19 protein-coding genes are annotated in these 15,896 nt (G+C 70.2%); 8 read left to right on the top strand and 11 right to left on the bottom strand.

What is annotated here, in order from left to right; translation table 11 throughout:
- Positions 1-1,081 precede the first annotated feature (1,081 nt).
- Complete coding sequence (locus tag ACGFI9_RS36835) at positions 1,082-2,290, bottom strand: low temperature requirement protein A (RefSeq protein WP_393185659.1); 1,209 nt, start codon at positions 2,288-2,290, stop codon at positions 1,082-1,084.
- Between the two features lie 108 nt (positions 2,291-2,398).
- On the opposite strand from ACGFI9_RS36835, the gene ACGFI9_RS36830 reads away from it, so the two are divergent.
- A protein-coding gene (locus tag ACGFI9_RS36830; RefSeq protein ID WP_393185681.1) for an IS5 family transposase occupies positions 2,399-3,264 on the top strand; the annotation gives its coding sequence in 2 pieces (ribosomal slippage) (positions 2,399-2,744 and positions 2,744-3,264; 867 coding nt in all).
- Here ACGFI9_RS36830 and ACGFI9_RS36825 read toward each other — a convergent pair.
- The 8 genes from ACGFI9_RS36825 to ACGFI9_RS36790 form a co-directional block, all read right to left on the bottom strand.
- Entirely contained in the window at positions 3,259-3,576 is a 318-nt protein-coding gene (locus ACGFI9_RS36825) for a hypothetical protein (RefSeq protein ID WP_393185657.1), read from the bottom strand. The genes ACGFI9_RS36830 and ACGFI9_RS36825 overlap by 6 nt on opposite strands.
- Positions 3,577-4,445: 869 nt before the next feature.
- Positions 4,446-5,399 (bottom strand): squalene/phytoene synthase family protein, encoded by a 954-nt coding sequence (locus tag ACGFI9_RS36820; protein WP_393185655.1) that lies wholly within the window; start codon positions 5,397-5,399, stop codon positions 4,446-4,448.
- A 295-nt stretch (positions 5,400-5,694) separates the two neighbouring features.
- Positions 5,695-6,102, bottom strand: coding sequence for an arsenate reductase ArsC (locus ACGFI9_RS36815; protein WP_393185679.1), 408 nt, complete (start codon positions 6,100-6,102; stop codon positions 5,695-5,697).
- Positions 6,099-6,287: a hypothetical protein gene (locus ACGFI9_RS36810; RefSeq protein WP_393185683.1), complete on the bottom strand. Its 189-nt coding sequence runs from the start codon at positions 6,285-6,287 to the stop codon at positions 6,099-6,101. The genes ACGFI9_RS36815 and ACGFI9_RS36810 overlap by 4 nt, the downstream gene beginning before the upstream one ends.
- Positions 6,284-7,030 (bottom strand): aquaporin, encoded by a 747-nt coding sequence (locus ACGFI9_RS36805; protein ID WP_393185653.1) that lies wholly within the window; start codon positions 7,028-7,030, stop codon positions 6,284-6,286. The genes ACGFI9_RS36810 and ACGFI9_RS36805 overlap by 4 nt, the downstream gene beginning before the upstream one ends.
- A gap of 49 nt (positions 7,031-7,079) precedes the next feature.
- Positions 7,080-7,763: a helix-turn-helix domain-containing protein gene (locus tag ACGFI9_RS36800; RefSeq protein ID WP_393185651.1), complete on the bottom strand. Its 684-nt coding sequence runs from the start codon at positions 7,761-7,763 to the stop codon at positions 7,080-7,082.
- Positions 7,764-7,863: 100 nt separating this feature from the next.
- Positions 7,864-8,538 carry a permease prefix domain 1-containing protein gene (locus ACGFI9_RS36795; RefSeq protein ID WP_393185649.1) on the bottom strand — a complete coding sequence of 225 codons (675 nt, stop codon included), beginning with the start codon at positions 8,536-8,538 and terminating at the stop codon, positions 7,864-7,866.
- Positions 8,520-8,858, bottom strand: a complete 339-nt coding sequence (locus tag ACGFI9_RS36790) for a PadR family transcriptional regulator (RefSeq protein ID WP_393185647.1) — start codon at positions 8,856-8,858, stop codon at positions 8,520-8,522. Before ACGFI9_RS36790 ends, ACGFI9_RS36795 begins: the two co-directional genes overlap by 19 nt.
- A gap of 117 nt (positions 8,859-8,975) precedes the next feature.
- On the opposite strand from ACGFI9_RS36790, the gene ACGFI9_RS36785 reads away from it, so the two are divergent.
- The gene (locus ACGFI9_RS36785) at positions 8,976-11,189 is read left to right on the top strand and encodes a PEP/pyruvate-binding domain-containing protein (RefSeq protein ID WP_393185645.1); all 2,214 of its coding nucleotides are present in this window, start codon (positions 8,976-8,978) and stop codon (positions 11,187-11,189) included.
- Between the two features lie 95 nt (positions 11,190-11,284).
- Here ACGFI9_RS36785 and ACGFI9_RS36780 read toward each other — a convergent pair whose 3' ends face one another.
- On the bottom strand, positions 11,285-11,635 hold the full coding sequence (locus tag ACGFI9_RS36780; protein WP_393185643.1) for an ArsR/SmtB family transcription factor: 351 nt from the start codon (positions 11,633-11,635) through the stop codon (positions 11,285-11,287).
- 62 nt (positions 11,636-11,697) lie between these two features.
- On the opposite strand from ACGFI9_RS36780, the gene ACGFI9_RS36775 reads away from it, so the two are divergent.
- Positions 11,698-12,816, top strand: a complete 1,119-nt coding sequence (locus ACGFI9_RS36775) for a flavin-containing monooxygenase (protein ID WP_393185641.1) — start codon at positions 11,698-11,700, stop codon at positions 12,814-12,816.
- A 46-nt stretch (positions 12,817-12,862) separates the two neighbouring features.
- On the opposite strand, the gene ACGFI9_RS36770 is transcribed toward ACGFI9_RS36775, so the two are convergent.
- Positions 12,863-13,246 (bottom strand): ArsR/SmtB family transcription factor, encoded by a 384-nt coding sequence (locus ACGFI9_RS36770; protein ID WP_393185639.1) that lies wholly within the window; start codon positions 13,244-13,246, stop codon positions 12,863-12,865.
- Positions 13,247-13,335: 89 nt separating this feature from the next.
- Here ACGFI9_RS36770 and ACGFI9_RS36765 point away from each other — a divergent pair, with 89 nt between their 5' ends.
- Genes ACGFI9_RS36765 through ACGFI9_RS36745 form a run of 5 tightly spaced genes read left to right on the top strand, consistent with a single transcriptional unit; the run spans position 13,336 to position 15,827 of the window.
- A complete protein-coding gene (locus ACGFI9_RS36765) occupies positions 13,336-13,485 on the top strand; it encodes a hypothetical protein (RefSeq protein WP_393185637.1) in 150 nt (49 codons plus the stop codon).
- 14 nt (positions 13,486-13,499) lie between these two features.
- On the top strand, positions 13,500-13,754 hold the full coding sequence (locus tag ACGFI9_RS36760; protein WP_393185635.1) for a hypothetical protein: 255 nt from the start codon (positions 13,500-13,502) through the stop codon (positions 13,752-13,754).
- Positions 13,751-14,995, top strand: coding sequence for a M28 family metallopeptidase (locus ACGFI9_RS36755; protein WP_393185633.1), 1,245 nt, complete (start codon positions 13,751-13,753; stop codon positions 14,993-14,995). The genes ACGFI9_RS36760 and ACGFI9_RS36755 overlap by 4 nt, the downstream gene beginning before the upstream one ends.
- Before the next feature lie 11 nt (positions 14,996-15,006).
- On the top strand, positions 15,007-15,333 hold the full coding sequence (locus ACGFI9_RS36750; protein ID WP_393185631.1) for an ArsR/SmtB family transcription factor: 327 nt from the start codon (positions 15,007-15,009) through the stop codon (positions 15,331-15,333).
- Positions 15,333-15,827, top strand: coding sequence for a GNAT family N-acetyltransferase (locus tag ACGFI9_RS36745; RefSeq protein ID WP_393185629.1), 495 nt, complete (start codon positions 15,333-15,335; stop codon positions 15,825-15,827). The genes ACGFI9_RS36750 and ACGFI9_RS36745 overlap by 1 nt, the downstream gene beginning before the upstream one ends.
- The last annotated feature ends 69 nt before the right edge of the window (positions 15,828-15,896 follow it).

Here is a 15,896-nt window from a genome sequence, read left to right as displayed (position 1 = left end):
GTCGGTCGCGGCCAGCTGCATGATCCGGCTCCTCTGCTCGACGTCCGCGTACTCGTCGACAGCCCCGGGGTACTAACAAGAGAGGTGCCGTTAGCGAGACAGGCCGAGGACTCCACCAGGTTCGGGGCGGTTCAAAGGGTTAGGTGACGGACGGTCGGTGGGGCAGCCAGTCGAGGAATCGGCGGCGGAGTTGATCCTGCGGCACGGTGGGCAGGTCGTGGACGGCGGCGGCGAAGCACGATCCTAGGTATAGGCCGAGTGCGGCTGCCGAACCGTGGAATTCCTGCCGGAGTTGTTGTTGGGTCGCGCACGACCAGTCCTGGGCGCTCCGCCGCATGTCCAGGTGGGGGCCATTGGCGAGTGTGTCGTGTGCCGTCGTGGCGGCGGTGTGGGGGTGTGCTCGGGTGGTAGGCGGCGTGTGGCGGCGGCGAAGGTGGCGCCGGCGCGGACCAGGACGTGCGGTCCGGGTCGGTGGGCCAGGAGGGTGGTCAGGACGTGGTGTGCCAGCAGGTCGAGGTCTGCAGGGCCGATGCCGACTTTCCGGCACAGGGCGACGAGCGGCCGGGGCCCGGGCCATGATTCGTCGGCCAGGGCGGCCCAGGGTGTCTTTCAGACAGGTCTGAAGCGCGCCGGTGTGGGCTGCCAGGTGGCGGGTGCTGGCCGGGTCGTGAGCGAACCTGTCGACGGCTTCGTCGATGGCCGCGCAGATGACCCGCGCCGGCATTGTGGGCAACGGTCCTCCCTCGCCGGCGTCTGCAGAGGCGGCCGGAGGTTGAGCGAATCCCGACGGGGCCTCGGCGGCCGTCCTGCCCCCTTCGTCCTGGAAGCGGGTGTCAGCGGACTCGTGCGAACACCCTGGGAGCGTATGCAGCAGCTTCCATCGATGCAAAGCGGTATACCGGGTGTGTCCCATTGGGGTGGGTGGCGGCGTACGCCCAAACCCCTACATCCCGGGGTGTGACGCGACGCTCCGCAACCGTCGCGGCGGTGCCGGCCGGCGGGGCTCGCCGGCCGAGGGACGTGGTTACCGAAGGCAAGTTTCGCCTGGTGGTGGCAGGGGTAGCGTGACGCTCCCTGCAGGTCAGGGTCGGTACGAGGCCATTCGGCCGGGTGCGGCTGGCTTCGGTACCCGGGGGAACAGTCGCCAGGAGATCACGTTGGAGATGGCGACTCCGGTGAGTACCACGGTGGCCGCGACGGCGACCAGGACCGGGGGAAACAGGAGCATCACCGGCGCCAGCACGACAAGCGCCAACAGTCCGATCGGTCGGGACCAGGAGACATGGCTGAAGGTCACGTAGTCGAGCAGGGCCCGCCCGAGCAGGAACACCGCAGGACCGCCGAGGATCACCAGGACCCAAGGTCGCTCGGTGCGACCGAGCGGGTGCAAGATGATCAGCTCGTCGCCCACGGCGGTGAGGCCGACGCCGGCGATCATGATGAGGTGTGCGAATGAGGCAAGTCTGCCGACGTATGCCGGAGACTGTGCCGATGCGATGGCGACGGCCAGCAACTCACCCGCCCGGTAGAAGTAGACCTGCCACAGCAGAACCGTGATGGCAAACGACACCAGCAGTGCCGCCGCTCGGTCGCGCTCGAGGCCGTACGGGCTGATCTGGATGCCGGAGATCAGGATCGTCTCGCCCAACGCGATGATGAGAAGCTGCCGGTAGCGCTCCGTAAGATGGTCTTCTTGGATCGGATGGGCCCGGAATCCGGCCCGGCCGAGCCGCGGCGTGGGGTAGTCGAGGACCCCCGCGACGTAGTCCAAGGCGACGGCCACGCTCCACCAGGCCAGCCGCGCACCGCTTCCCGCATAGGCGCCGGCGATCCACGGCACCGCAGAGATGAGAGCCCAGAAGAGGTTCCGAACACAGACCAGCCGTACCTCACTGTTTGTGCCAATCATGATGATCCACAGCGGGCGGATCAGTTGGATCGCGACGTAGACCCCCGCAAAGAGCCAACCCCTGTCGTCGTATGCCCCCGGTACCGCGATGGCCATCAGCAGGCTGCCGAGCGTGGTGCCGATGACCAGCAGCTGGATCCCTGGCCGCGTCGAGTCGTACCTGTTGGTTGCCCACACCAGCCGGTACCACACCCACCACAGCGCCAACGTCAGCACCAACGTCGCGTAGCCCGTTCGCCAACTGAGGTCGGAAACCATCCGGTCGGAGAGCCGCGTGAACGCGAACACGAACACCACGTCGAACAGCAGTTCCACGAAGCCGGCCCGCTCGGACTGCTTGTACGTCCCCGGCTGCTCACCCGCCCTGCTCTCCATGGCCATGGGGTGACGCTACTTTTGATCGCCTCAGGCGGGCTGCCGAATGCGTGTCCGCTGCTAGGGCGTGTCCTGCCGATCTTGTAGTGGTTGATCGTTGACGATGTGCCGGTGGTGCGTCGTGGTGAACTGACCGATGAGGCGTGGGCGGTGATCGCGCCGCTGCTGCCCGAGCCGGGCGGTGCGCGGGGGCGGTGGCGGGATCACCGCCAAGTCATCAACGGGATCTTGTGGAAGCTGCGCACGGGTGCGCCGTGGCGTGACCTGCCGGAACGCTTCGGGCCGTGGAAGACCTGCCACGAGCGGCTGCGCCGGTGGACCGCCGACGGGACGTGGGATCGGATCCTCGCGGCGGTGCAGGTGCATGACGACGGCACACCGGTGCAGTGGACGATCAGCATCGACTCGTCGATCGTACGGGCGCACCAGCATGCCGCTGGCGCCCGTAAAAAAGGGGCTCCCCGACAAGTCCAGCGACGCCTGGTGCGCAAGATGGCGAGGCCATCGGCCGGTCCCGCGGAGGACTGAGCACGAAGATCCACCTTGCTGTCGACGGTCGTGGCCGGCCGTTGTCGATCCTGCTCACTCCGGGCCAGGCCGGTGACAACCCGCAGCTCCTGGCGCTGCTGGACGCGATCCGCGTCAACGAGCCGGGACCGGGCCGGCCTCGCAAGCGTCCCGACGTGCTGATCGCGGACAAGGGCTACGCCCACGACTCCACCAGACGCGCCCTGCGATCGCGCGGGATCCGGCACGTCATCCCGGAACGCTCAGACCAGGTCGCCCGCCGGACCGCCAAGGGCAGCCGCGGCGGGCGACCACCGACCTTCGACAAGGCGACCTACCGCAAGCGCAACGTCGTGGAACGCTGCTTCAACCGGCTCAAACAGTGGCGTGACCTTGCCACCCGATACGCCAAACGCGCGTCGCTCTACCGGGCCAGCCTCATCATCATCGCCGCCATCGTCTGGCTCTCATGAGCACTTGGATGCGTCATCCGGCATCACAAGCTCGTTCAGCCCATCGATCACCCGAACGTCGAGATCCCAACGTTCGGCGAGATCGATGATCGTCGCGTACTCCTCACCGGTCAGCCGCACCCGGTAGTCGAGGACGTTGACGCACAGCGTGTCCAGTCCGAGTTGCTCCTCGCCCGCCATCACATCAACCAGCGAGTCCGCGAGCCGGGGATCCAGGGGTGCACCCATCTCGGCCTCAGCCTGTGCATCCGCCCGTCCCGACAGCGCCTCGACCAGACGCTGAAAGCGCCTGCGATCCTCGGTCCAGTACACGGCCGAAGCATGTCATGACCAGGACTGCCGATCCATGATCGGCAGGACACGCCCTAGTGCGGTGTCCACTAACGTTCGCCGGGTTGGTGGCCGTGCGGTTTTGTCGTACGTGGGGTTGTGGCTCGTCGTCGGGATCCGTCTGCGCCTCGGGTGGTGTATCGCACGGCGCGGGTGGCGTTGCGGGTGACGGCGGGGCAGCGGCGGCAGTGTTTCGGGTTGCTGCGTTCGGCCGGGGACGTGTGGGCGTGCGTGTTGGAGATCAGCGCGTGGCGTCGCCGCCGTGAGGCGGCGCCGTTGGTGGGCTATCAGGAGTTGTGCCGGGAGTTGGCGGCCTCGGGGCCGGGGACCTTTGGCGAGTTGGACACCACGGGTGCCCGGTCGGTGTTGCGCCGGTTTTCGGATGCCTGGTTCGCGGCGGCGAAACGCCGTAAGGACGGCGACGTGTCGGCCCGGTTCCCGCGTCGGCGGCGCGGGTTGACGCCGGTGCGCGGGTATCACGGCACGTTCACCCTTGACGGGTGTCGGGTGCGGATCCCGGTGGCCAAGGGCGGACCGCCGTTGTGGGTCAGGCTGGCGCGGGAGGTGCCGTATCCGGTCGAGCAGGTCCGGTCGGTCACCCTGCTGTGTGAGGGTGGCCGCCTGTTTTTGGACGTGACCGCCGAGGTCCCGGTTACGACCTACCGGCCCGGTGAGGAGCCAGTTCCGGATCGGGTGGCCGGCGTCGACCTGCGGATCATCCACAGTTCCCGCTGTTCTTGTGTGGAGTGTGGCTGTCGCCACGATCCCGGAGACAAAAGGAGCACCACAAGTCCGTACACAAGGTGGTGCCACGGGGATACCGGGCCGTCGACGACGCGTGGACGGCCGAGCTACGTCCGCAGGGTGCCGAGCATGGCGCGGACCATCGTCGGCGGGTGGAAGCCGACCGGTCGGCGGAGGATGCGGGGACCGGAGCGGTTGATGTCCTCGAGTTGCCGTTCCTGCAGGAGGAGCAGCAAACGGGTTGCGATCAACTGGCCTGGATCGCACACCTCCAGCACTGTCCGCGCTTCCTTCAGAACGGTACGGGTGCGGGTGCACATGTCCTGCAGCAGCGCGCGCACGTTGCGGGTGTCCCGGCCCTGTTCGAGGTCGGCGCGGTCCACGCTGTGCAGGGTGAGGGCGTCGGCGGGCAGACACAGGCGCCCGTCCGTCAGATCCGCCCGCAGATCGTTGAGGATGTCCAGGCGCTGCGCGAACTCCGCGTACGCCCGCCAGATGCGGGCCGCCTCGTCGCTGGGGCCGCCCTGGTACTGGAGACCTGCCGAGCACATCAGCAGGGGCCAGGTGTAGCGGTCGACGTACTGGCCGAAGTCCGCCTCGTCTGCGAATCCGGCGAAGTCGGGCTCCTGCTCTGCGGCGTCCAGGAAGGTCCGCATCCACGAAGGGTCCAACCCACGGACCGTCACCGAGTTCACGAATGCCCGCACGATCGGATAGGGACACGAGTCGTCCGATACCCCACGCCGTGACTGAGCGAGCCAGTCCGCGAGGCGGGCTCGGGCGAGCTCACTGTTGCCCGCGTCGGCAAGGTCGTCGGTGCGGTTGGCGAAGGCGAGCCCGGCCAGCAGGTGCGGCTGCATGGCCGGCGGGGCCAGGACCCGGACGCCCAGGTAGGGGACGGTGTCACGGTCGCGGATGAACTGTGCGCTCCGACTGTAGTCCGAGCGCTGCCCTTCCTCGTGGATGCCGGCCGCATCCAAGGCGGTAGGCCAGGTGGTGAGTGTGGTCGCCGCGGCGCGGCCTGTCTTCCGGATGGATGCCAGGGATTCGTAGAGACCCACCAGGACCAAGGTAGTGCACCATTCGTCCGTATATGGCGCATTGGGGCACGCCGCCCGGGGCCGGCAGGAGGAGGGCTGTTTCGACGAACTCCCATATTGGCAAGGACCAAAACAGTGTGCCCATCTTCACGATGTCATCATCTCCGCGGCTCGGTGCGGGGCCTCTGTTCGGGTTGGGAGAGAGAGTGACGTAGGCCATGTCAGTCCTGCCGGACCTCGCCCGGCAGGACTGAGGGAGAGATTCAGGACTGGACGGCGAGGTACCGCTCGGCGTCGAGGGCGGGCGCAGCCTGCGTTAGGCGGTGGGGGTGAGATCGGCGAGGAGGTCCTCCACCCGGGTGCGGATCTGGTCACGGATGCGACGGACCGTGTCCAGGCCCTGGCCGGCCGGGTCCTCAAGCTTCCAGTCCTCGTACCGCTTGCCGGGGAAGGCCGGGCAGACGTCGCCGCAGCCCATCGTGATGATGACGTCGGAGGCCTCGGCGGTGGCGTAGTCGAGGATCTTCGGCTTGTTGGCGGTGATGTCGATCCCGACCTCGCGCATGGCCTCGACGGCCATCGGGTTGATCTGGTCGGCGGGCTCGGAGCCGGCGGATCGGACCTCGACGGCGTCGCCGGCGAGGTGACGCAGCCAGCCGGCGGCCATCTGGGAACGGCCGGCGTTGTGCACGCAGACGAACAGGACGCTGGGCTTGGACATCAGATGCCTTCCTTGGAGTACAGGTCGTAGGGCCGGTTCATGGGCGTCTCGGCGCGGGGTGCAGGCAGGGACCGGTCGGGGTCGCTGTTGCGGTCGAGCAGCCGGTATCGGCCGGCGGGACGCGGCGGGTTGAGCAGGCGGCAGTAACGCACCTCTTTCCCCCCATGCTCCGGCTCGCAGATGGTCATGGGCGGCGGTCCAGTGCCGGGTCGCGTTCCTCGGCAGGGACGACGACCTGGTCGGCGGCCTGCCCGGCGTCGGGGTAGAGCGCAGCGAGCAGGCCGACACCGACCGCCAGCCCCACCAGTTGGGCGACGACGAACCCGGGGACGGAGGCGGGTGCGATGCCGGCGAACGTGTCGGTGAAAGCCCGGCCGATGGTCACCGCGGGGTTGGCGAACGAGGTCGACGAGGTGAACCAGTAGGCCGCGCCGATGTACGCGCCGACGGCGGCGGGGGCCACCGGGGCGCGGCCGGAGCGGGCGAGAGCGAAGATCAGCAGGATCAGGCCGGTGGTGGCGACGACCTCACCGAGCCAGAGATGCCCGGCGGCTCGGTCCTTGCTCGACCAGGTCACGGCGGACAGATCGAACATCAGGTTCGCCAGGATCGACCCACCGATCGCGCCGGCGATCTGGGCGACGATGTAGCCGCCGAGCTCCCCGGCGGTGAGACCGGTGCCGGCGCGGCGGCCGAGGAACCAGTCGGCGGCCGAGACAACGGGGTTGAAGTGGGCGCCAGAGACCGGGCCGAAGATCAGGATCAGCGCGCCGAGCGCGAGCGCGGTGGCGATCGAGTTCTCCAGCAGCTGCAGCCCGACATTGCCGGGGGAGAGGTTGGTGGCCATGATCCCGGAGCCGACCACGGCGGTGACCAGCAGGGCCGTGCCGGTGAACTCGGCCAGTAAGCGCCGCCGGAGTGCGATGGTCATCAGTCTGTTCTCTCCCATGAACTGGCTGCCCCTCGTCGAGGCATGACGGTTATCGAGTGGTGGGGAAGACGGCGGGGGCGAGCCGGTCGACCCGGTCGGCGAGGTCGACGTAGGCGGCTTCGAAGGCCTCGTCGGTATCCACCCGGACCGGGTCGGGGATGGACCAGTGCAGGCGTGGACGGGCAGGCCCGGTCAGCTCCTCGTGGGCGTTGTCGCACACGGCGATGACCAGGTCGTCACCGCGGACAACGTCGGTGACGTGGGCCGTGCCGGTCGGGTCGAGATCCAGGCGGTGACGATGGGCCACCGCGATCGCGCGGGGATGGACCCGGGTCGCCGGCTTCGTGCCGGCCGAGGCGGCGGCGCCGTTGGTGCGGCGCTTCCACAGCGCGGCGGCCAGCTGCGAGCGGGCCGAGTTGTGGGTGCAGACGAACACGACCCGGCCGATCCCGGCCAGTCGAGGGGTAGCGAGCGCGGCGAGGGCTTCCGGGAGCAGCCGTAGGTAGGTGCGGCGGCGGTCACCCTCGGAGCGGCCCTTCGTCACGAGACCGGCGTCGGTGAGGACCTTGACGTGGTGGGCGACCAGGTTCGTCGGCATGTCGAGGGCGTGGGCGATCTCCCCGGGGGAGGCGTCGCCGAGGGTGAGCGCGTCCACGATCGCCAGGCGTGCGGGGTCGCCGAGAGCGGCGTGGATCCGTGCGCGCCCGACCAGGGAAGCAAGCTCAACGTTCATTGAGTCAACTGTTGCTGAGTGGTCGGTCGTTCGTCAAATGCGAGTGCGGATAGTGCCCGTCGGGTGTTTGGCGCGCTCAGCCAACGGGTGGGTTCGATGATCAGGAGGGTGGCGAAGTGCGCATCGCGGTGGCGTGGCGCATCGTGACCAGGCTGCAGGCGATCCGAGTGAGGCTGGCGGCGAGGGCGAACGTGGCCAGTAAGTGGGCCGGGATGTCTGACCGGAGGTAGCTCGCGATCACCGTGAGATCCCCGGCGAGCGCAAGGGCGGCGATGGTGGTGGTCGCGGCGAGCGCGTGTTGTGGGCTTGCTTCGGGTAGCCAGCGCATAAGGCGACCGGTGGTGGCGAGCGTTCCAGCGGCGGTGGCGATCGCGATGATGATCAGTGGGATGACGGGGATCGCGGCCAACAGGGCGACCAGGCCGGTGCGCCAGGGGTGGGGCTGCAGGAGCAGCAGCCACCAGATGCCCACGAGAGGTCCCGTGGCGATGTACCAGGCGATGGTGCGCCGGACATAGGCGGTGACCAACTCCCCGGCGAAGGCCTCGGCGACCGCTTGTGGGGTGCCGAACTGGGCGATCGCGGCGTCGACCGCATCACCTTGGGGTAGGCCGGCGGCGGTGCGGTCGGTGACGGCGTGGTGGAGTCCGTCGCGTAGTTCGTCGAGGATCTGCTCCCGGCGTCGGCGTGGTCCACGCAGTCGTGCGGCGAGGTCGTCCAGGTAGGCGTCGAGACGCGCTTCGCCGGCTCGGGTGGTCAGGCGGTCGTTGGCCATGCCCGCCTGCCCAGAACTGCGGTGACGGCGGTGGAGAACTTGTCCCAGACTGCCCGCTGCTCACCGAGCGCGGCCTGTCCGGCCGGGGTGAGGTGGTAGGCGCGGCGGCGGCGGCCGCCGACGGTATGCCAGTCGCTGGCGATCAGGCCTGCGCGTTCGAGGCGGTGCAGCGCCGGGTAGACGGTGCCGGTCGGCAGGTCCAGCGCCCCGTCGCTGCTGTCTCGCAGGGCTTCGATGACGGCGTAGCCGTGCTGTGGCCCGGGTTCCAGGACCGCGAGCAGCAACGCGTCGAGATGACCTTTGAGCAGTTCCGGTCGCATTGGCAACACCTGCGGCTCCTCGTTCTTGCTGGCGGCGGCCCAGCGGTTCTACTGTAGCGTCACAATACTTTGCGACGCTACATATGGTGGTGGGTGATGAGCTCCAACCTCACGGTCGTGGACCTGACCGAGGCGAGCGCGGTTGACCGGGCGGTGATCGGCGGGAAGGCGGCCGTGCTGGCGGACCTGACCGCGGCCGGGTTCCCGGTGCCGCCCGGGATCGTGGTCACCACCGCCGTCCTCGACGACCCGCAGCTTGACCGACGGCTCGCGGCAAGGGTCGAGGGCCTGGGAGGGGACCGGTTCGCGGTGCGTTCCTCGGGAGCGGCCGAGGACCTACCGGATGCCTCCTACGCCGGCCTCTACGAGACGTACCTGAACGTGCCCGCCGACGGGCTGGGTGAGGCGGTGCGGCGATGCTTCGCCGCGGCGGCCAGCGAGCGGGTCACCGCCTACCACCAGCGCCACGGCGGGGCGACGGCGGCGATGGCGGTGCTGGTCCAGGTGATGGTCGACCCGGTTGCGGCCGGGGTGGCGTTCACCGCGCATCCGGTCACCGGCGACCGCGATCAGACGCTGGTGGCTGCCGTTGCGGGGCTGGGTGATCCGCTGGTGTCGGGTGAGACGACCGGCGAAGAGTGGACGGTCACCGCGAGCCGCACCGTGATGACCCGGTCCGGCCCCGGCGGTGGACGGGTCCTAGCCGACGTCCAGGCCGACATGGTCGCGGAGCTGTCGCGTCGGATCGCCGACCGGTACGACGGCCGCCCGCAGGACGTGGAGTGGGCCATCGACCGGGCGGGCCGTCTGCGGCTGCTGCAGGCCCGGCCGATGACCGCGGTGCCGGAGCCGGTGTCGTGGACGGCGCCGGGGCCGGGGTTGTGGATGCGCAACTTCCGGCTCGGGGAATGGCTCCCCGAGGCCGTCACTCCGCTGTTTGCCAGCTGGCTGCTGCCCGTGCTCGAGGACGGGTATCTCGATGGGATGTACGGCAGCGTCGGCGTGCGAGTGGCGTTCCGGTACGCGCTGGTCAACGGCTGGTACTACAACGCCACACCGATCCCATCACCGAAACTCCTCGCTGGGGTGCTGTGGCAGGGCCGCACGCGGGCGGTGAAGATCCTGTTCAACGCGTTGATCCGGGTCAGCCATGACCCGGATGCCGTCGACCGCGCCGTCCTGTCCGAACTCGAGCGGACCTGGCGTGAACAACAACTGCCCGGCTATCGACGCCTCGTGGCCGCCGCAGAGGCGGAGGTCGACAGGGCATCGCCTCGGCGACTGGCCGAGCTCGTCGACGCACTCGGGCGAGAAGCCGGGATCTACCTCTGGTATCTGGCGATCGTCGGCGGGTCAGCGTGGAAGATGGAAGCCTGCCTGACCCGCTTCGCCCGCCGGCACCTCGGCGACGTGCTACCCGACGATAAGGGCGGGGCGCAGGTGCTGTTGCGCGGACTCCCCGGCGCCCAGCCGGTGCCCGGCGCGCACGCCGTACAGAGCGTCGACTGGTATCACCCGGTCGCCGGAGAACTCGCCACCGGCCAACCACCCCGAGCCGGCGACCGCTACCGCTCGCTTGCCGAACAGCGGATGGTCGCCGAACAACGCTGCCGAGCGGCGCTGGCCGACCGCCCGCGGCTGCTGGCTGACTTCGACCGGCTGCTGCACGTCAACCACAGCTACGCCGTTATCCGCGAGGAGCAGGCGCGCGAGTTCACCCTCGCCTGGCCGGTCCTGCGAGCCTGCACCGCCCGCCTCGGGCGGCACCTGGCCGACCTGGGAGCGATCGAGCAGTACGACGACATCTACTTCTGCATCCGACATGAAGTGAACAGCGGGATCGAAGGCGACCCCGGACAGCTGAGCACCAGGGTTGCCGAGCGGCGCGCCCTCTGGCAGCGCCAACGCCGCCTGACCGCGCCATTGACCCTCGGCCGTCCCGCGCGACTGATCGGCGACGTCATCGAACGCGCAGTGCAACAGGCCCGCGGCACCACGGAGACCGCCGAGGGCGCCATCGTCGGGCATCCCGCCTCGGCCGGCCGAGCGACCGGCGAAGTCGCCATCGTGCACGGACCTGAGGACTTCGACGGCTTCGCCGATGGTCAAGTGCTCGTCGCGAAGGCCACCGCCCCGGCATGGACACCGCTGTTCGCGCGCGCCGCCGCAGTGGTCACCGACGGCGGTACCCTAGCCGCACACGCCTCCCTGGTGGCCCGCGAGTACGGCATCCCCGCCGTTGTTGGCACCGGCGACGCCACCCAGCGACTGCGCCCCGGCCAGCTCGTCACCGTCGACGGAACCGCGGGTACCATCACTGTTCATAACTAGCCCGTCGTGCCTGCACCTGCGATACGCGGCTGGGGAAATCGCGCAGCTTCCGGCCGCAGGCCGCGAGGCCGCGCGGGAGCCGGTTGGCGACCTGCTCAGCAGCAGGTCGCCAGGTAGGACTGCAGTTCGGCGAGGGCGGCGAGCGCGCCGTCGCGATCCGCGCGGTAGTACACGGTCTTCCCGTCACGGCGGGAGGTGACCACCCGTCCACGTCGCAGGAGGGTCAACTGCTGCGACGCCGTGGCCTGGCTGATGCCCGTCCGCTCGGCCACCTCCCCGACGGACAGCTCGGCGCCCTGCGCGAACAGCATCATGATCCGCTGCCTGGTGGGGCTGCCCAGGGCCTTGAGGAACTCCTGCGTCTGCGGCGCCAGGCCCTCCGGGACTCCTGCCGCGCGCGGGGGCGAGGGTGCCCCGGTGGGCTGTCCGGCTGTGGCGTCGCTCATGGCCCTACCTTCCCTCACCATCATCATATTGTCATTCAACAAAACGACGATATGATCGTGCCATGACATCCGAGCCAGTGATCATCGTCGGCGGCGGCCAGTCAGGCCTGGCCGCCGCCCGAGCCGCCCTGACCGCGGGCCTGCGGCCCGTCGTCCTGCATGCGGGCAGCGAGCCCGTGGGCTCCTGGCCCGACTACTACGACAGCCTCACCCTCTTCTCGCCCGCCCGCTACAGTGCCCTGCCCGGCATGCCCTTCGACGGCGACCCGGATCGCTACCCCCGCCGCGACGAGGTCACGGCGTACCTGCGCCGGTACGCGCAGACCTTGGACGTCGAGATTCGCACCGATACTCGAGTCGTCGCCGTCGACGCACGCTCCGGCGGGGGATACCTCGCCCGCACCGACACGGGGGACGAGTTGGCCGCAGTGGGAGTTGTCGCCGCCAGCGGATCCTTCGGCAACCCCTACCTGCCGACGCTGCCCGGCCAGGACGACTACGCCGGCGATCTCCGGCACGTCGCCCAGTACCGCCGGCCGGAGGTGTACGCGGGCAAACGGGTCGTCGTCGTGGGTGCCGGCAACTCCGCCGTCCAGGTCGCCTACGAGATCGCGGCCCACGCTCGGGTCACGCTCGCCACCCGGGAACCCGTGCGCTTCCTGCCCCAACGCCTCGGCGGGCGGGACCTGCACCACTGGCTGCGGGTCACCGGCGCGGACGGCCTGCCCCGCCGCGTCCTCACCCGTCTTGTTCGACACGCCACCGTGCTCGACACCGGCGTCTACCGCGACGCCCTCGCCTCCGGTCTGCTTTCCCGGCGGGACATGTTCACGGGCTTCACCCCTGACGGCGTGATCTGGGCCGACGGCACGCCCGAGCCGGTCGACGCGGTCATCTTCGCCACCGGCTACCGCCCGGACCTCGCCTACCTCAAGCCCCTGGGCGCCCTCGACCATGGCGCGCCCCGGCAGGTGGGCGGGATCTCCACCACTCATCCCGGGCTGGTCTATCTCGGGTTGGAGTTCCAACGATCCTTCGCCTCGAACACCCTGCGCGGCATCGGCCGCGACGCCGCACACGTCATGACTGCCCTCGCCGCTCACGTGTCCGGACGGCCTCACCAAGGCCGGCAGCGGAGAGCGGACCCCGCCTCGCGCACGGGATCCGGCGCTCAGCGCTGATCGCGATCTGCGATGGGCGCTGGGAAGTCCGGGGCGGCCCGGCGGCTTACGCCTGCGACGAAGGGGCCGGCTCGACCGACAGCAGGGCGGCGAGCTGGCGCAGGATTCCCGGGCGGGCGCGGTAGTAGACCCACGTGCCCCGCCGATCGGCATCCACCAGGCCGGCTTCGCGCAGCGTCTTGAGGTGGTGGGAGATCGTCGGCCCGGTCAGGTCGAACGCGGGCGTCAGGTCGCACACGCACGCCTCGCCGCCCTCGGCGGAGGCGATCATCGACATCAGCTGCAGCCGTACCGGGTCGCCGAGGGCCTTGAACGCGGGAGCGAGCACCGCGGCCGTCTCGGCCGTGACCCGGCGCTGCGCCAGCGGGGGGCAGCACGGCGTGTCGGCGTTGAGGTCGATGACGGCGAGGGGCGCCTGTTGCTTTGACATGCCTCTAGGTTGACATCTCTCTAATCAGCGTGCAAGTCTCTGATTCGACGGACGTCAAGACAGGGCGTCTCGAGGAAAGAGGTCTCACGATGTTCGGCTTCGCCCGCCGCCCTCGCACACCGCTGCCGGGTGTCCGGTTCTGCGACTCCTGCGCCCAGGTGTCCACCGCCGCCCAGCGCGCCGAGCGCCGCCTCGACCGTGCCCGCACCACTGCCTACACGCTGACCAGCCCTCGCTGAGGAGAGGATCCAAGATGAGCCAGAACACCGCCGCCGCCGGCGGATTCTCCGGCGACCCCGTCGCCGCGCTGCAGGTCATCGGCTCCGGCGCCTGCTGCGGCAGCCCCGCTCAAGCCGTCGGCGGGATCCTCCCGCCCGCTGGCGAGAGCACCAGCTCCGGCGCGGACACGTGCTGCGGCACGCGGCAGGCCGCCCAGGCGGCTGACTCATGCTGCGGCACCGAGGCCAAGGCCGACGCCATCGGCACCGGGCAGGGCTGCTGCTCATGACCGCCCCCACCGACCTCGCTGACCTGCTCAACCAGGTCAGCGCCGACCGGATGGCCGCCACCGTCGCCACCCTCGCCTCCGACCCTATGGCGGGGCGGCGTGTCGGCTCGGCCGGCGGGGCAGCGGCCCGCGCCTGGCTCGTCGACCAGCTCACCGCCCTCGGCGCCGACGTCCGCTGCGAGGAGTTCCCGGTCCGCGCCGTACCGCAGGTGTACGAGGCGCGGACGGTCACCTGGGGCGATCGGAGCGGCACCGAGGAGCTGGTTTTCGGGCGGCAGGTCGCGATCCATCCGGCCTCCGCTGACACGTCCGACATCCGTCGCGGTGCCCTTGGTGTCGCCGGCAAGGATGACCCGGCGGGGCGGTGGCTGGTCGTGCCGGCCGAGACGAGCCTGTTCGACGCCTACCGCGACACCTGCGGCGCCGCCGGGCTGCTGGTCCGCCGTCCGGTCGACGCCGAGGGCTGGCAGTTCACCATGCTCGCCGGTCCGGACCCGGGGCCGCTGCCGGTGCTGACCCTCGACCCGGACGCCCACCACGCCGTGCTCACCGCCGCCACCGCAGGGGACGGTTGGCTGGCCGGCGCGACGCCGCTGCGCCGCGACGACGTCACCGGCACCAACATCCACGCCCGACTCCGGCAACCCGTCCCCGACGGCGCCGACCTGCTCCTGGCCGCCCACTACGACGGCGTCGGGGACCACCCCGGGCTCCGCCTGCCCGGCGCTTCGGACAACGCCACCGGCGTCGCCGTGGTCCTCGAAGCCGCTCGTACTCTCACGGCCGCGCTGCCCGCCCGGGTGGGGTTGTCCGTCGCGCTGCTCGACGGGGAGGAGGTCGGCGCTCTCGGCTCCGCCCACCACGTCACCCAACTCCGCGCCGAAGGGGCCGCACCGCTGGTCATCAACGTCGACGGCGCCGGCCGGCTCGACCAGGCGGCCGCGGTGGAGGCCGGCGGGCCCGCCCATCGGCTCCTGGCCTGGCTCGACCAGGCGGGCCGGCACACCGGCGTTCCCTTGGCGGCGGGTCCGGTGGCGTCGGACAACCGCCGCTACGGCGGTGCCGGTTTCGCCGCGGTCGGGATCGGTGCCGGGATGGGCGGCTACCACAGCCCCGCCGACACCCCCGACAAGGTCGACCCCGCCACCCTCGGCGCGATCGCCCGTCTCGTTGTCGCGACCGCCCACCTCGCTGCGGCGGCACCCGCTACACTTTCATCGTCAATCGGCGATAAACGATAGAGGGAGTGGTGGTGGGCGACCTGCTCGACCGGGACACCGCGCAGACCTACGCCTCGTGGTTCCGGGCCCTGGCGGACCCGACCCGGGTGCAGATCGTCGAGTACCTCGCCCGGCACAACCGACCGATGAGCGTCGGCGAGATCGTCGCCGCCGTCGGCCTGGCCCAGTCCACCGTCTCCCAACACCTGAAGATCCTGACCGAGGTGCGGTTCGTGCTCGTGGAGCCGGTCGGCACCGCCCGGCACTACCGCATCAACGACGCCTGCGTCGGCTGCTTCCCGTCGGCCGCCGACGTCGTCATGGGCCGCCCAGCCCCCACCCCGAAGGGAGCCTGCTGATGGCCGACATCACCGTCCGCCTGATGACCTCGGAAGACGCCGAGCGTGTCCTCGCCATCTACCAGGCCGGCCTCGACGGCGGCAACGCCAGCTTCGAGACCACCGCCCCGACCTGGACGGCATTCGATGCGGCCAAGCTGCCTGACCACCGCCTCGTGGCCATCGACGCAGACGACACCGTGGTCGGGTGGGTGGCGGTCTCGCCGACGTCGAGCCGGGCGGTCTACGCCGGGGTGGTCGAGCACTCCGTCTACGTCGACCCGGCCGCCCAGGGCCGAGGTGTGGCCCGGCTGCTGCTGGACGCGCTGATCGCGTCCACCGAGGCCGCCGGCATCTGGACCATCCAGTCCGGCGTCTTCCCGGAGAACACCGCCAGTCTCACGCTGCACCAGCGGGCCGGGTTCCGCGTCATCGGCATCCGCGAGCGGGTCGGCCGGCACCACGGGCGGTGGCGCGACGTCGTGCTGCTTGAGCGCCGCAGCCCCGTCATCTGAGCCCTTCGGCTCCGCCCGCCGGAGCACAACTGCACCTTCTTGATTCGACAGTTCTCAACACAGAGGAGT

Source organism: Micromonospora sp. NPDC048930, from assembly GCF_043197935.1.
Classification (GTDB): domain Bacteria; phylum Actinomycetota; class Actinomycetes; order Mycobacteriales; family Micromonosporaceae; genus Micromonospora.
This window is presented reverse-complemented; position numbering and strand designations above follow the sequence as displayed.

Excerpts from the sequence above, each read along its gene's own strand:
- ACGFI9_RS36765 (WP_393185637.1), top strand. The coding sequence starts at position 13,336 with ATGTTCGGCTTCGCCCGCCGCCCTCGCACACCGCTGCCGGGTGTCCGG.
- ACGFI9_RS36805 (WP_393185653.1), bottom strand. The coding sequence starts at position 7,030 with ATGACCATCGCACTCCGGCGGCGCTTACTGGCCGAGTTCACCGGCACG.
- ACGFI9_RS36835 (WP_393185659.1), bottom strand. The coding sequence starts at position 2,290 with ATGGCCATGGAGAGCAGGGCGGGTGAGCAGCCGGGGACGTACAAGCAG.
- ACGFI9_RS36755 (WP_393185633.1), top strand. The coding sequence starts at position 13,751 with ATGACCGCCCCCACCGACCTCGCTGACCTGCTCAACCAGGTCAGCGCC.
- ACGFI9_RS36745 (WP_393185629.1), top strand. The coding sequence starts at position 15,333 with ATGGCCGACATCACCGTCCGCCTGATGACCTCGGAAGACGCCGAGCGT.
- ACGFI9_RS36780 (WP_393185643.1), bottom strand. The coding sequence starts at position 11,635 with ATGAGCGACGCCACAGCCGGACAGCCCACCGGGGCACCCTCGCCCCCG.
- ACGFI9_RS36795 (WP_393185649.1), bottom strand. The coding sequence starts at position 8,538 with ATGGCCAACGACCGCCTGACCACCCGAGCCGGCGAAGCGCGTCTCGAC.
- ACGFI9_RS36810 (WP_393185683.1), bottom strand. The coding sequence starts at position 6,287 with ATGACCATCTGCGAGCCGGAGCATGGGGGGAAAGAGGTGCGTTACTGC.
- ACGFI9_RS36800 (WP_393185651.1), bottom strand. The coding sequence starts at position 7,763 with ATGAACGTTGAGCTTGCTTCCCTGGTCGGGCGCGCACGGATCCACGCC.
- ACGFI9_RS36790 (WP_393185647.1), bottom strand. The coding sequence starts at position 8,858 with ATGCGACCGGAACTGCTCAAAGGTCATCTCGACGCGTTGCTGCTCGCG.
- ACGFI9_RS36775 (WP_393185641.1), top strand. The coding sequence starts at position 11,698 with ATGACATCCGAGCCAGTGATCATCGTCGGCGGCGGCCAGTCAGGCCTG.
- ACGFI9_RS36770 (WP_393185639.1), bottom strand. The coding sequence starts at position 13,246 with ATGTCAAAGCAACAGGCGCCCCTCGCCGTCATCGACCTCAACGCCGAC.
- ACGFI9_RS36760 (WP_393185635.1), top strand. The coding sequence starts at position 13,500 with ATGAGCCAGAACACCGCCGCCGCCGGCGGATTCTCCGGCGACCCCGTC.